Genomic DNA, 14,296 nt, shown 5'->3' with positions numbered 1-14,296 from the left:
TCAAAGGAAAGCTGACCACTTATCAGCTTTAAAAACGCTATCATCCACTGCGAAATTAACGTCTAGGAAAGAATCATGAAACGAGCTGTCATTACAGGCATGGGGATTGTTTCCAGTATTGGTAACAACGTCAAAGAAGTGCTGGAGTCGCTCAAAGCGGGAAAATCTGGCATTAACTTTTCTCAGCAGTTTGCAGATATGAAGCTGCGTAGCAATGTTTGGGGTGATCTCAAACTCAACCCAGCCGACCATATTGATCGCAAAAGAATGCGCTTTATGGGTGACGCGGCTGGCTTTGCCTACTTGGCAATGGAGCAAGCAATTGAAGACTCGGGCCTAGCACCTGAGCAGGTTTCTAACCCACGAACTGGCTTAGTCGCCGGTTCAGGTGGCGCGTCATCGGTTAACCAAGTCACTGCGGTTGATACGTTACGCGAAAAAGGGGTGAAGCGTGTTGGGCCTTACATGGTGCCACGTACCATGTCATCCACGGTCTCTGCGTGCCTAGCTACCCCATTTCAAATCAAAGGGGTGAACTACACCATGAGCTCAGCGTGCGCGACCTCGGCACATTGTATTGGTCACGCCCTTGAGCTGATTCAGCTTGGCAAACAGGACGTGGTCTTTGCCGGTGGCGGTGAAGAGCTGGACTGGTCACTGACCATGATGTTTGACGCCATGGGCGCGCTGTCAACCAAATACAACGACGATCCGAAGAAGGCATCTCGCACCTATGACGCGGACCGAGACGGTTTCGTGATCTCTGGTGGCGGTGGCATGCTGGTCGTGGAAGAGCTTGAACATGCGCTAGCACGTGGTGCGACCATCTATGGTGAAATTGTCGGTTACGGTGCAACGTCTGACGGTTATGACATGGTTGCGCCGTCGGGTGAAGGCGCAGTGCGCTGCATGAACATGGCGATGCAAGATGTGGATGGTGAGGTTGATTACATCAACACGCACGGGACCTCAACCCCAGTAGGGGATGTGAAAGAGCTTGGGGCGATCCAGGAAGTGTTTGGCGGTAAGAGCCCAGCCATTTCAGCCACCAAGTCAATGACAGGTCACGCGCTCGGCGCAGCAGGGGTGCACGAAGCCATCTATTCAACCCTGATGCTTGAACAAGGCTTTGTCGCGCCGAGTATCAATGTTGATAACTTGGATCCCGCGGCTGAAGGGTTAGATATTGTGACGCAACCGCGAGAGCAAGCACTGACGCGTGTGATGTCAAACAGCTTTGGGTTCGGCGGGACCAACGCCACCTTGGTGATAGAAAAGTATCGCGGTTGATACCGCGCCTATTTCCAGGTTTGCAGAGAGACTCTGCCATCAGACACGGGCCATTATCGTTGAGAGCCGTTAATGGTCTTTCAGGTCCTGGATTTACCCGGCTTCGGCCGGGTTTTTTTATGCCTGAGGCTACCCGATAAGCGGGGTAACCCGCTCAGCTGAAGGGTGTTTTCTTACCGTGAGACAGATACAATAACCTTCTCGCATTTAGCATCCGATACGCGATGCACCAACTCATATAGGACGTTGAACGTGAAAATTGTCGTAGACGAAAACATGCCTTATGCCCAAACCTTGTTTAGTCAATTGGGTGAGGTGGTCGCATTACCCGGGCGTGCAATCCGTGCCGCGGACTTAATCGATGCTGATGCATTAATGGTGAGAAGCGTCACGCAAGTGAACCATGCGCTGATTGACGGTGCCACCCGTCTGCGTTTTGTCGGTTCAGCCACCGCGGGTGAAGATCATCTTGATTTTAACGCCTTACACGCACAAGGCATTTATGGCACAGCAGCGCCTGGCTGTAACAAGGTTGGGGTCGCGGAGTATGTGATCAGTGCTTTATTGGTATTGGCACAACAGCAGGGCTTTAAATTGACCGACCGCACAGTCGGTATTGTTGGCGTGGGTCATGTGGGGGACTACTTGGCCAAGCGACTTGCGGCACTTGGGATTAAAACCTTGCTTTGCGATCCGCCTCGTCAGGCTCGAGAAAACCTTGCTGACATGGTGGACATTGACACTCTGATCGCACAATCGGACGTGGTCACTTTCCATACGCCTTTGACCACGACCGGTGAGCATCCCACTTACCACCTCATGAATCACGCTCGGTTAGAGGCGCTTGCGTCAGGAAGCATTTTGATAAACGCTGCGCGTGGCCCGATTGTTGACAACCAGGCACTTAAAGCGCGGTTAGCGCGAGGCGACATTGATGCGGTGTTGGATGTTTATGAACATGAGCCTGAGGTCGACCTTGCGCTTATGGACCTGCTTACGTTTGCCACGCCTCATATTGCAGGCTATGGTCTGGAAGGAAAAGCCCGCGGCACCACCATGGTCTTTAACGCTCTGTGTGAACACCTTGACCTGCCTCATCGTGTGCATGCCAGTGAGCTGCTGCCTACGGCGCCGATCCCACACGTTGCCTTGGCACAGCCGTGGCAGCAAAGCGATCTGATGGCACTGACCCAATTGGTCTACGATATTCGCCGAGATGACAGTGATTTTCGTCGTGCGATGCATGCCGCAGGTGATGACAAACCAGCTCAGCGTACAGCCTTTGACCAATTGCGAAAAAATTACTGGGATCGACGCGAGTACAGTGCGATCACGGTAGCCGGACAGGCTGATTTCGGGTTACAGTCGCTGGCTAAGCTGGGCTTTAGTATTGAGGAGCATGCATGACACAAGCATTTGACGTTGCCATTTTGGGCGCAACCGGTGCGGTAGGGCGCACCATGATCGAGATTTTAGAAGAGCGCGATTTTCCCATTGGCACGCTACACCTCCTCGCGAGTGAGCGAAGTGCAGGTGAAACCATTAGCTTCAAAGGTGAGAGCCTGCGTGTGCAAAATGTCGACAAATTTGATTGGACACAGGTCCAGCTTGGCTTATTTTCGGCGGGCGCGCAGGCTTCTGCGCACTGGGCACCGATTGCAGCGGATGCCGGTGTTGTCGTTATCGACAACACGTCACAGTTCCGCTACGACTTTGATGTCCCCCTAGTGGTGCCTGAAGTGAACGCAGCCGCGATTGGTGACTTTCGTAATCGTAATATTATTGCTAACCCAAATTGCTCGACGATTCAGATGCTGGTGGCATTAAAACCCATTTATGATGCCGTGGGTATCGAACGTTTAAATGTGTCCACCTACCAATCGGTCTCAGGGTCAGGCAAAGCAGGCGTCGATGAGCTTGCCGGACAGACCGTTAAATTGCTTAACAGCCAAGATGCGGAGCCTGCGTTATACAGCAAGCAAATTGCTTTTAATTGCTTGCCCCACATTGATCAGTTTATGGAAAATGGCTACACCAAAGAAGAAATGAAAATGGTGTGGGAAACCCAGAAAATTCTTGCCGATGAGATGATTGGGGTTAACCCTACTTGTGTGAGAGTGCCCGTGTTTTACGGTCATGCTGAAGCCGTGCATCTTGAGTGCCGTCAACCGATTGACGCAACGGAAGCGGTGGCGATCTTGAGTCAGCATGAACACATCGAGGTCTTTGAAGGGGAAGATTACCCCACACAAGTAAAAGAAGGCACTGGCTCAGATAAGGTGCTCGTCGGACGTATTCGCAACGACATTAGTCACCCTAACGGTTTAAACCTCTGGGTTGTGGCGGATAACGTGCGTAAAGGTGCAGCAACTAACTCGGTGCAAATTGCTGAAGTGTTGGTTCGCGATTATCTTTAGTCGAAAAGCCTGTAGCGATGCTAAGAGCGTGATAGTTGACGCACCGCTACCTTAGACTGATTGATACCCCATCCGCCGATGGGGTATTTTTTTAGGCATTAAACTTGCAAAGCCGAGCGATACATTGAGTGTGGTGATGTATCATCGCGATAAAACTGAGGCAGAGCGCCCACAGTTTGATCGAACAACACACTTTTATATCACCAAACTACAGTTTTTAGCATGGCTTCCGATATAGTTAGATATTTAGTGAGGCCATTTCTGCCATAAGGGAGTGCGGGTGTGTCCAACGCACAGCAAAGTGAACAGTCTTCTTCTCAAACACGATTGAACCTAACCCCGCATCGCATTAAGCGGCACCTCGTTGCCGTTGCGGGGTTGGTGACGGTTGCGCTTGTCAGTGTTTCAACGGTGCCGGTCGAAGCGGCAATACGCATCTTGGGTCCGCAAGATGAAATGGTGGCGGAAACAACCACTTCGCCCCAGCCGACGTCAACGGTTGAATCAGCACAGCAGTATGGCCCAACAGGGGCCAACGAAACCTTATGGTCGATTGCGACACAAATGCGTCCCAACACGCAAGTGAGTGTGTATCAGACACTCGGTGCGATTTTTCGTCTAAATACTGACGCGTTCACCAATAACAATATTCATAGCTTGCAGCCGGGTAGCACCTTAGTGATGCCGACGCTGGCGCAAATTGAGCGAGAAAGCACTCAAGATGTGATCAATCGGCTTGAAATTGATGAAGCGCGTAAGCAAGCACAAAATGCGACGCCACTCAGCGAGCAGGTGGAACAACCGAGCCCACAACCACAGTCAGCACAAGCTGATAATAACCAAGCTGCGCAGACCCAATCAGCGTCAAATAGCCAAGACGCGTCTGATACTCAACCCAGTGGCGATAACCCGCAAGCGAGCTCCCCCGAACCACAAGTGGTACAAAATTTACAATCTCAGCTGCAAGCCTCTGACCAAGAGATGACTCGCCTGGTTGAGAGCAATCATGTGCTCAAGGTCCGTTTATCTGAAGTACAGCACGAGTTGAGCGCGTTAAAAGAACAGATAAGTGGTGATGCCGAGCTCAATAAAGAGATCCGAGCATTTTTAGACACCCAGCGCCAGCAACAAGTGGCGAAGGACACCCAACCACCATCAGCGGTTGAATCTTTACTTGATAGCCCATTGTTGCTGGCTATGTTGGCCATCATCCCTGGCGCCTTGATTGCAGGGGCGATTTTCTTCTTCCTCGCACGTCGCAGAAAGCAAGAGGAAGATGCGGAAGAGCCCGCGGCACTGGATCATGATGATATGGACGATATGCCAGTGGTCATGGTGCCAGATCCGGATGAAGACGATGTTGACGATGCGCAAGATGACGATGAGTTAGAAATCACCGACGATGGGCCAGCGGATGAGGATATTGCCTTTGGCGATGATACCGACCTAGACGATCTGGATCTTGATGACGAGCTCGATGACATGGCTGGCAATGAATCGAGTGTCGCGCCCACTAGCGATGACGCGATCGGTCTAGAAGACATGGAGCGCGCGCTGGACGAATTGGCAGATACCCCACCGGCTGATACAGAAAGCGCCGACGATGACACATCCTCCGACGAGGATAGCGAATCAGAAACGGACGACGCAGAGCAACCTGAAGAGGAAATGAGTGCTGATGAAGCACTTGCCGCAGAGTGGGCCAAAGCGCTCGAGGAAGGCAATGACAGTGATGTCGATGATATCGACGCCTTGTTGGCAGGTGAAGCCGGTGGAGACGCCGTTGAAGAAGAGTCATCAACCGCGGATGAGCCTGAGAGCGAAAATGCTGAGACGGAAGATCAAGCTTCAAAAGAGCGCGAAAGCAATGATGATCAAGCGCCAAATGACGCGCTATTTGACTCGGTGCTCGACGATGAACCTGAGCTGGATTTAAGCCAAGACATTGACTTATCTGATGATGATAACGATGACGACGCGGTTTCTCTCGATAACACGACAGAGTTGCTTGATGAGCTTGTCGGTGACGAAGAAGACGAGGATAGCTGGCTAAATGAAGGGGATGAGACCGAAGGCGAATTCGATGAAAGTAGCGATGCCTTACTGGATGAAGTCCTAGACAAAGATGATGACCCTCATTTAGAAGACTCGGACGCTTTACTAGAAGAAGTGTTGGGGGATGACGATGAACCAGACCCACTCGCTGATGAGGACGATCCGGCACTATGGGGAGAAGAAGATGACAGTGATCCGAACGAAGCGGAGCTCGAGCAACTTCTTTACGCGTCGGATGAGCAATCAGAAGACACACCTGACACTGAACAAGGATCACAGGCTCGAACCGAGCAAGACAACGAAGCGGAAGACGAACCGCAAGCAGAACTAAGCGAAGACGGTGCAGCGACGGACGAGCCAGCCGCGCCAGAGGCTAGCGAGGCAAATGAAGCATCAGAGGCTGACGATGACGCGGAAGACGAACCGCAAGCCGAGTTAAATGAAGACGACGCACTGGCGGACGAATCGGCTGAGCCAGAAGCTACCGGCGAGACAGATGAAGCGCCAGTCGCTGATGATGACACTGACGACGAGCCGCAAGCCGAGTTAAGCGAAGATGACGCACCGGCGGAGGAATCGGCTGAGCCAGAAGCTAGCGGCGAGGAAGATGAATCGTCAGCGGCTTACGATGACGCGGAAGACGAACCGCAAGCCGAGTTAAATGAAGACGACGCACTGGCGGACGAATCGGCTGAGCCAGAAGCTACCGACGAGACAGATGAAGCGCCAGTCGCTGATGATGACACTGACGACGAGCCGCAAGCAGAGTTAAGCGAGGACGACACACCGGCGGACGAACCGGCTGAGCCAGAAGCTAGCGGCGAGGCAGATGAAGAGTCAGCGGATGACGATGATGACGAACTGCAAGCCGAGTTAAGCGAAGATGACGCACCGGCGGAGGAATCGGCTGAGCCAGAAGCTAGCGGCGAGGAAGATGAATCGTCAGCGGCTGACGAGGACACTGACGGCGAGCCGCAAGCCGAGTTAAATGAAGACGACGCACCGGCGGAGGAATCGGCTGAACCAGAAGCTACCGACGAGGCGGCAGATGAAGCGCCAGTAGGTGACGATGACGCGGAAGACGAATCGCAAGCAGAACTAAGCGAAGACGATGCAGCGTCGGACGAGCCAGTCGAGCCAGAAGCGACTAGCGAGGTAGATGAAGAGTCAGCGGATGACGATGCTCCAACGGACGAATCGGATGAGCCAGAAGCTGCCGGCGAGACAGATGAAGCGCCAGTCGCTGATGATGACACTGACGACGAGCCGCAAGCAGAACTAAGCGAAGACGATGCGCCGACGGACGAACCGGCTGAGCCAGAAGCTACCGGCGAGGCAGATGAAGAGTCAGCGGATGACGGTGATAATCTCGATGACATTACCGAAGAAGACTTACTTGATTTAACCAGTTTACCTGAGTACGACGAGGAAGCGGCACTGGCAGACGCTGAACCGGTTGACGAGCAAGAGCAAGCGGATTTAGATAGCGTGCCAGAGCCAGAGCCAGAGCCAGAGCCAGAGCCAGAGCCAGAGCCAGAGCCAGAGCCAGAGCCAGAGCCAGAGCCAGAGCCAGAGCCAGAGCCAGAGCCAGAGCCAGAGCCAGAGCCAGAGCCAGAGCCAGAGCCAGAGCCAGAGCCAGAGCCAGAGCCAGAGCCAGAGCCAGAGCCAGAGCCAGAGCCAGAGCCAGAGCCAGAGCCAGAGCCAGAGCCAGAGCCAGAGCCAAACAATAAGCGTGACTATGAATTTGACTCCTTCTCGCTTGATGAACTTGGCGAGTTTGGCGAAGACGACGCACTAAGCGCTGCGCTTGAAGAGCAGCGCGAGCTAGAGTCTTACTTAGACGAGCAGCAAGAGGGTGACGCCACCGCGGAAGCGCCTGAACGTGATGAGCGAGATATCAGCGATCTCGACGATGACGATCATCAAGTGGGTGGCTTAAACATGGAGGCACTGCTCTCCGAGTCAGACGATGACACGCCACTGGATCTTTCCTCACTATCCGATGAAGAAGCGGCAGTGTGGCAGGCTGATAACGAACCTGAACCTGAAGCAGAGAGTGAAGACTGGAGTCAGCAACCCGCAATAGACCCTGCCTCACTGGACACCTTTGAACTCGAGGAAGCCTTAGATGAAGATCTACTGGGTGAGGGAGAAGCAGAAAGTGAGTTGATTGGTGAAGAGCAAGAAGAAGATGACTACATCAGTATTGAGGAGCTCATGCGAGATGATGGCTCTACGCCAGATATCGATCCTGATAAAGCGGAAATGAACCTGAATGTGGGTTTAGATGAGTTTCCTGATGTGTTAGAAGATATCAGTGCCATTGATGTTGACGGTGATACCGCGAGCACTGAAGCGTCGACGAACCTTGACCTTGCCAAAGCGTACTTGGAAATGAACGATGTCGATGGGGCGATTTCCTTGCTCGAAAAAGTGATGCAATCGGGCAACAAGGCCTTGCAGCAAGAAGCGCGTCAGTTGTTAGAACAGCTGAGGTAGTGACACAAACAGGTAGCGAAAGCTGCCTGTTTCTTTATGACGGCAGTGATGGCGAAGCACGCGCTTTTAACCTGCAACTCGAAGGCTTTATGGGTATAATGCGGCGCCTTATTGACGAGTAACGAGAAGGCAGGGCATGAGATTCGCGTTAGGCATTGAGTATGATGGCGCTCAGTTTTACGGTTGGCAGAAGCAACGAGAAGTCACGAGTGTGCAGGAACACCTAGAGCGTGCTTTATCGACGGTTGCCAATCATCCTGTCGCCGTACAGTGTGCGGGACGTACCGACTCTGGCGTGCATGGAACAGGACAAGTGGTCCATTTTGACACTGACAATCAGCGTCCTTTAAAAGCTTGGACGATGGGTGTCAATGCGAACTTGCCGGATCCGATAGCGGTGCGATGGGCGAAGCCCGTGACAGACGATTTTCATGCTCGCTTTAGTGCCACTGCGCGACGCTATCGTTATGTGATTTATAATCATCCCTTGCGCCCGGCGATCTTAGCCAAGGGAGTGAGTCACTATCATGCTGAACTTGATGAAACCTTAATGCACCGAGCAGGTCAGTATCTCCTTGGGGAGAATGACTTTTCATCATTCCGTGCCGCTCAGTGTCAATCGAACTCCCCTTGGCGGAACGTGATGTATTTATCGGTCAACCGTCAAGGACGCTTTATTGTGATTGATATTAAAGCCAATGCGTTTGTGCATCATATGGTGCGCAATATTGTTGGGAGCTTAATGACGGTCGGTCGTCAAGAGCAGCCTCCTGAGTGGATGGCTTGGCTGCTGGCACAAAAAGATCGGACCCAGGCTGCCGCGACGGCGAAAGCTGAAGGCTTGTATTTGGTTGAGGTGGACTATCCTGACACGTTTGGGTTGCCTCACTCACCCATTGGCCCCTTGTTTTTGCCGGATTAGGTGATTGTGTCGGCAAGTACGCTGTACTCAAACAGCACGGAGAGAGAATAGGTAGTACCAGTTTTTTATCCCAAGTCTGACAGACTTGTGATTTAATTCGGTCTAATTTGTTACGAATCCAAGATAGCTATCCGTTCACGATAGTTATTACTAAGTAAAGGTTGTCCATGAGCTGGCTAGAAAAAATATTAACCAAAAGTAATATTGGTTCATCACGCAAGGCGTCGATTCCAGAAGGTGTGTGGACCAAGTGTACGTCGTGTGATCAAGTTCTCTATCACGCGGATGTCGAGCGTAACTTGGAAGTATGTCCAAAGTGTGAACACCATATGCGCATGCCAGCACGGCGTCGGCTCGACGTGTTTTTGGATAAAGACGGGCGTGAAGAGATTGCTAGTGAGCTTGAACCCAAAGATGTGTTGAAATTTCGCGATTCGAAAAAGTATAAAGATCGCTTAGTGTCGGCGCAAAAAGCGAGTGGCGAGAAAGACGCCCTTGTGGTCATGAAAGGCAGCGTGTTTGATGTACCTGTGGTGGCTTGTGCCTTTGAGTTTAAATTTATGGGCGGCTCGATGGGAGCCGTTGTGGGTGCTCGCTTCGTTAAAGCGGTGGATGCGGCGATCGAAAATAACTGCGGTTTGGTGTGCTTTTCTGCCAGTGGTGGTGCGCGTATGCAAGAAGCGCTTATGTCACTGATGCAAATGGCAAAAACAAGTGCTGCATTGGAACGCCTTTCTCGCCACAACCTGCCGTTTATCTCGGTATTAACCGATCCGACTTATGGTGGGGTGACGGCAAGTTTTGCCATGTTAGGTGATATCAATGTGGCCGAGCCTAAAGCGATTATCGGTTTCGCAGGGCGCCGAGTGATTGAACAGACGGTGCGTGAGAACCTCCCGGAAGATTTCCAAACCAGTGAGTTCTTGCTTGAGCATGGCGCGATTGACATGATCGTCGATCGTCGAGAAATGCGTCAACGCTTGGCGGGGCTGCTTGCTAAATTGAATAACATTCACTCACCGCTTGTGGTCGATGTAGAGCAAGACAAGCCTGATCTTGACCCTGAAGCGGCACCACCTTCTCAAGACCAATAATTGACCGTGTCCCACGGCGCTATCCTTGGTATCATTTGCCCATCATGGAGTAACTGACCAAGTCAATGTCTGAACTACAACACCCAACAGCCACGTCCTCTTTAACGACGTGGCTGTCTTATCTAGAAAGCATCCATACCAGTGCCATCGATCTTGGCCTTGAACGCGTTGCGGCTGTGGCGGAAAACGCACAACTGACCAAGCCTGCGCCGACAGTGATTACCGTTGCGGGAACCAATGGTAAAGGCACAACCTGTGCGCTGCTGGAATCGATTTTGCAGCATGCGGGTTATCGCACCGGTGTTTATAGCTCCCCGCACCTCACTCACTATAATGAGCGAGTGCGCATTAATGGCAAACAGCTAGACGATGGTGCGCATAGTCAAGCGTTCGCGATGATTGAACAAGCACGTGGTGAGACCAGCTTGAGCTTTTTCGAGTTCGGCACCTTGGCCGCACTGCACCTGTTCAAGCAGCATGCACTGGATGTCGTTATTTTAGAAGTTGGCCTGGGTGGACGCCTCGATGCCACTAATGTGGTTGAGCATGATGTCTCGGTGATCACCAGCCTCGCGCTTGATCACTGTGATTGGCTAGGGGATGACATTAATCAAATCGGCTACGAAAAAGCAGGTATCTTCCGAGCTGATAAACCCGCTGTTTGCGGTCAGCCCTCTCCACCAGCGAGCGTAGCTGCACATGCTGACAGTATTGGCGCCGAGCTACACCAACTGGGCTATCAATATCAATATACAATCACTGATGATAGTTGGTGTTGGGCGGCAGGGGCGTTTGAGCTGACAGCGTTGCCCATCCCGGCAATACCGTTACAAAACGCTGCTACTGCCTTGATGGCTTTGGGCGTTGCCGATCTGGAAATTGCAGACACGCACATCTCTGACGGGCTAGTATCGGTGTCGGTACCGGGGCGAATGCAGGTTGTCGCCAAGGCGCCTTACACTGTGTTTGACGTTGCTCATAATCCGCACGCGGCCGCTTATTTGGCAGAGAAATTGGCTGAGTGTAAAGCTGAACGGGGCGGGCACGTGCATGCGGTGGTGGCCATGTTATCTGATAAAGACATGGCGGGTACCTTAGCCTGCCTTGACGGTATCGTTGACCACTGGTATCCGGCATCATTATCCGTGCCTCGAGGCGCACCCGCCGACAGCTTGCCTGTATCGGCATCACAACAGTTTGCGTCACCTAGCGAGGCCTATCAGCATGCGTTAAAACACGCTGAACCTGCGCGAGACTGTGTGGTCGTATTTGGGTCGTTTCATACCGTTGGACAGGTAATGAGCGAGCTTAACTAAAACGGAGTCATTGTGGCCAGTAAGTTACAAAAAAGAATCGTTGGTACCTTGGTGTTGGTGTCTATCGGGGTGATAGTGCTGCCAGATGTGCTTGATGGCAAAAAAGAACATTATCAAGAGAGCTATGAAAGTATCCCACTACGGGATGATTTTGATAGTGAGGTAAGCCAAGCACCGATTAAAGCACCACAAGTGGTTGAAGTAGACGCGCCAGACACCAAGGTTAAAGAGCGTCAGACAAACGAAACGGACAGTGAGCCTGCACCGAAACCAGCGTCTAGAGAAACAGCCTCTTCTTCAGCCAGTAATCAAGAGGGCGCGTGGATGATCCGGCTCGGCACCTTTCGCAACCAAGACAACGCACGACGTTTGGTCAAGCAATTACGCGAAAAAGGCTACCAAGCACACATCTTACCCAAAGACATCCAACCGGGTGATTTAGCCAAGGTGGTCGTGGGGCCTCACGTTTCGAAATCCGCGCTGGCGTCGCAACTGACTGATTTGCAATCTTTGACAGGATTGAAGGGTCAATTGCGTAAATTTGACCCACTTACCCAATAAGAAAACGTTTGCGTGAGCATTTTTTCTGTTAGAATGCGCACGTCTCGAGCAAGTGAATACGATGAATTGGATTGATTACCTCATTATTGGCGTCATTGGTTTTTCGGCGCTAGTTAGTGTGATTCGAGGCTTTGTTAAAGAAGCATTGTCATTGGTGATATGGTTTGGTGCGTTTTTTATCGCCAGTCAGTTTTATACGCAACTGGCGGTGTACCTGACCAATATTGAAGATGCCGTTATTCGTAATGGTAGCGCAATAGCCTTATTGTTCATTGCCACCTTAATTGTAGGGGCGGTGGTCAATTATGTGATTGCTCAGTTGGTAGAGAAAACCGGGTTGTCTGGTACCGATAGGGTGCTGGGTATGGTGTTTGGAAGTGTGCGTGGTGTACTCATTATCGCCGCGATGCTCTTTTTCCTTGATGCCTTTACGTCGGTGGCTCACACCCAAGCATGGGGGCGATCGCAACTTATTCCTAACTTTGCGGTAGTGATTGAATGGTTTTTCCACTATCTCGAGAACAGTTCCAGTTTCTTACCTGAGATCGCCGGATCTTAGGATGATATTCGCGTAACAAGGAATCGCTGACATGTGTGGTATTGTTGGAATCGTTGGTAACACCCCGGTCAATCAGTCCATTTATGATGCACTAACGGTGCTACAACACCGGGGACAGGATGCCGCCGGGATTGTCACTATTGACGACAATCGTTTCCGGCTTAGAAAAGCCAATGGCCTCGTAAAGGATGTGTTTCAACTTAAGCATATGCAGCGCTTACAAGGCCAAGTCGGCATTGGGCATGTGCGTTACCCAACCGCGGGAAGCTCGAGCGCGTCAGAAGCGCAGCCGTTCTATGTGAACTCGCCGTACGGCATTACGCTTGCCCACAATGGTAACCTCACCAACGCACAAGACTTACGTCAGTCGCTATTCGAAAAAGACCGTCGTCACCTTAATACCACCTCTGATTCTGAAATCCTTCTTAACGTCCTTGCCCACCAGTTATCTAACGCGACATCGCACCCATTAACGGTTGATGATATGTTTGCCGCGGTGGCGTCGGTGCATCGACAAGTGTCGGGGGCTTATGCGGTCGTGGCCATGGTCATTGGCCACGGTGTGATAGCGTTTCGTGATCCTAAGGGCATTCGGCCACTCTGTTTAGGTAAGCGCGATACGGAGGCTGGCACTGAATACATGGTGGCGTCGGAGACGGTGGCGTTGGATGCGGTCGGTTTTGATTTTGTCCGTGATGTCGCACCCGGTGAAGCTATCTATATCACGCTGGATGGGCAACTGCATACCAGTCAATGTGCGGATGCACCGAGTTTAAATCCCTGCATCTTTGAATTTGTCTATTTCTCTCGCCCAGACTCTTTTATTGACAAGGTCTCGGTTTACGGAGCCCGTATTCGCATGGGGCAGAAGCTGGGCGCTAAAATTCAACGTGAGTGGGATGACGTCGATATCGATGTGGTGATCCCCATTCCAGAGACCTCCTGTGACATCGCCTTGGAGATTGCCCAAGTGCTCGGAAAGCCTTATCGCCAAGGGTTCGTAAAAAACCGTTACGTCGGGCGGACCTTTATTATGCCCGGACAACAAATGCGTCGGAAATCGGTGCGCCGTAAACTCAATGCCATTCGTTCTGAATTTAAAGACAAGCGCGTTTTGTTGGTTGATGACTCGATCGTCCGCGGTACCACTTCGGAGCAAATTATCGAAATGGCGCGCGAGGCGGGGGCAAAAGAAGTGTATATGGCATCAGCCGCCCCCGAAGTGCGTTTTCCTAACGTCTATGGCATCGACATGCCCAGCGTCAACGAACTGATCGCTCATGGTCGTGAAGTCGACGAAATTGGTCAACTGATTGGTGCAGACGGTTTGGTCTACCAAGATCTTTCTGACTTGGTAGCGGCGGTTGGCGAAGCGAACCCGGCTATTGAGCGCTTTGAGACGTCTGTATTCAGCGGTGAATACGTCACTCAGGATGTCGATCAAGCGTATCTCGAGTATATACAAAGCTTGCGTAACGATGATGCGAAAACGGTACGCGAGCAGCAGCAAGAGCTGGCTAACTTAGAGATACATAACGAGGACTAATTGAAAACGCCGCGACAGATATCGCGGCGTTTTTTTA

At 51.8% G+C, this 14,296-nt stretch carries 10 protein-coding genes; all 10 read left to right on the top strand.

All coding sequences use genetic code 11. The annotated features are described in order from the left end of the window. Positions 1 to 75 precede the first annotated feature (75 nt). The 10 genes from fabB to purF all read left to right on the top strand — a co-directional run bounded on the left by fabB (position 76) and on the right by purF (position 14,259). Positions 76 to 1,290: a beta-ketoacyl-ACP synthase I gene (fabB, locus tag N8M53_RS09350; protein ID WP_269578581.1), complete on the top strand. Its 1,215-nt coding sequence runs from the start codon at positions 76 to 78 to the stop codon at positions 1,288 to 1,290. A 252-nt stretch (positions 1,291 to 1,542) separates the two neighbouring features. Beyond that, complete coding sequence (locus N8M53_RS09345; protein ID WP_269578580.1) at positions 1,543 to 2,697, top strand: 4-phosphoerythronate dehydrogenase; 1,155 nt, start codon at positions 1,543 to 1,545, stop codon at positions 2,695 to 2,697. Further along, positions 2,694 to 3,707, top strand: coding sequence for an aspartate-semialdehyde dehydrogenase (locus N8M53_RS09340; protein WP_269578579.1), 1,014 nt, complete (start codon positions 2,694 to 2,696; stop codon positions 3,705 to 3,707). The genes N8M53_RS09345 and N8M53_RS09340 overlap by 4 nt, the downstream gene beginning before the upstream one ends. A 282-nt stretch (positions 3,708 to 3,989) precedes the next feature. After that, a complete protein-coding gene (locus N8M53_RS09335) occupies positions 3,990 to 8,261 on the top strand; it encodes a FimV/HubP family polar landmark protein (protein WP_269578578.1) in 4,272 nt (1,423 codons plus the stop codon). Positions 8,262 to 8,397: 136 nt separating this feature from the next. Continuing rightward, positions 8,398 to 9,183 carry a tRNA pseudouridine(38-40) synthase TruA gene (truA, locus tag N8M53_RS09330; protein WP_269578577.1) on the top strand — a complete coding sequence of 262 codons (786 nt, stop codon included), beginning with the start codon at positions 8,398 to 8,400 and terminating at the stop codon, positions 9,181 to 9,183. A 167-nt stretch (positions 9,184 to 9,350) separates the two neighbouring features. Continuing rightward, positions 9,351 to 10,277, top strand: a complete 927-nt coding sequence (gene accD, locus N8M53_RS09325) for an acetyl-CoA carboxylase, carboxyltransferase subunit beta (RefSeq protein ID WP_269578576.1) — start codon at positions 9,351 to 9,353, stop codon at positions 10,275 to 10,277. A 65-nt stretch (positions 10,278 to 10,342) separates the two neighbouring features. Continuing rightward, positions 10,343 to 11,593 carry a bifunctional tetrahydrofolate synthase/dihydrofolate synthase gene (gene folC / locus N8M53_RS09320; protein WP_269578575.1) on the top strand — a complete coding sequence of 417 codons (1,251 nt, stop codon included), beginning with the start codon at positions 10,343 to 10,345 and terminating at the stop codon, positions 11,591 to 11,593. Between the two features lie 12 nt (positions 11,594 to 11,605). Further along, positions 11,606 to 12,154 carry an SPOR domain-containing protein gene (locus N8M53_RS09315; RefSeq protein ID WP_269578574.1) on the top strand — a complete coding sequence of 183 codons (549 nt, stop codon included), beginning with the start codon at positions 11,606 to 11,608 and terminating at the stop codon, positions 12,152 to 12,154. A gap of 61 nt (positions 12,155 to 12,215) precedes the next feature. Continuing rightward, the gene (locus N8M53_RS09310; RefSeq protein WP_046075246.1) at positions 12,216 to 12,713 is read left to right on the top strand and encodes a CvpA family protein; all 498 of its coding nucleotides are present in this window, start codon (positions 12,216 to 12,218) and stop codon (positions 12,711 to 12,713) included. A gap of 31 nt (positions 12,714 to 12,744) precedes the next feature. Then, the gene (gene purF / locus N8M53_RS09305; RefSeq protein ID WP_269578573.1) at positions 12,745 to 14,259 is read left to right on the top strand and encodes an amidophosphoribosyltransferase; all 1,515 of its coding nucleotides are present in this window, start codon (positions 12,745 to 12,747) and stop codon (positions 14,257 to 14,259) included. Positions 14,260 to 14,296 lie beyond the last annotated feature (37 nt).

It is taken from the genome of Salinivibrio kushneri (assembly GCF_027286325.1).
Classification (GTDB): domain Bacteria; phylum Pseudomonadota; class Gammaproteobacteria; order Enterobacterales; family Vibrionaceae; genus Salinivibrio; species Salinivibrio kushneri_A.
This window is presented reverse-complemented; position numbering and strand designations above follow the sequence as displayed.

Coding starts and splice junctions, on each gene's coding strand:
- fabB (WP_269578581.1), top strand. CDS start 76: ATGAAACGAGCTGTCATTACAGGCATGGGGATTGTTTCCAGTATTGGT.
- N8M53_RS09340 (WP_269578579.1), top strand. CDS start 2,694: ATGACACAAGCATTTGACGTTGCCATTTTGGGCGCAACCGGTGCGGTA.
- truA (WP_269578577.1), top strand. CDS start 8,398: ATGAGATTCGCGTTAGGCATTGAGTATGATGGCGCTCAGTTTTACGGT.
- accD (WP_269578576.1), top strand. CDS start 9,351: ATGAGCTGGCTAGAAAAAATATTAACCAAAAGTAATATTGGTTCATCA.
- folC (WP_269578575.1), top strand. CDS start 10,343: ATGTCTGAACTACAACACCCAACAGCCACGTCCTCTTTAACGACGTGG.
- N8M53_RS09310 (WP_046075246.1), top strand. CDS start 12,216: ATGAATTGGATTGATTACCTCATTATTGGCGTCATTGGTTTTTCGGCG.
- purF (WP_269578573.1), top strand. CDS start 12,745: ATGTGTGGTATTGTTGGAATCGTTGGTAACACCCCGGTCAATCAGTCC.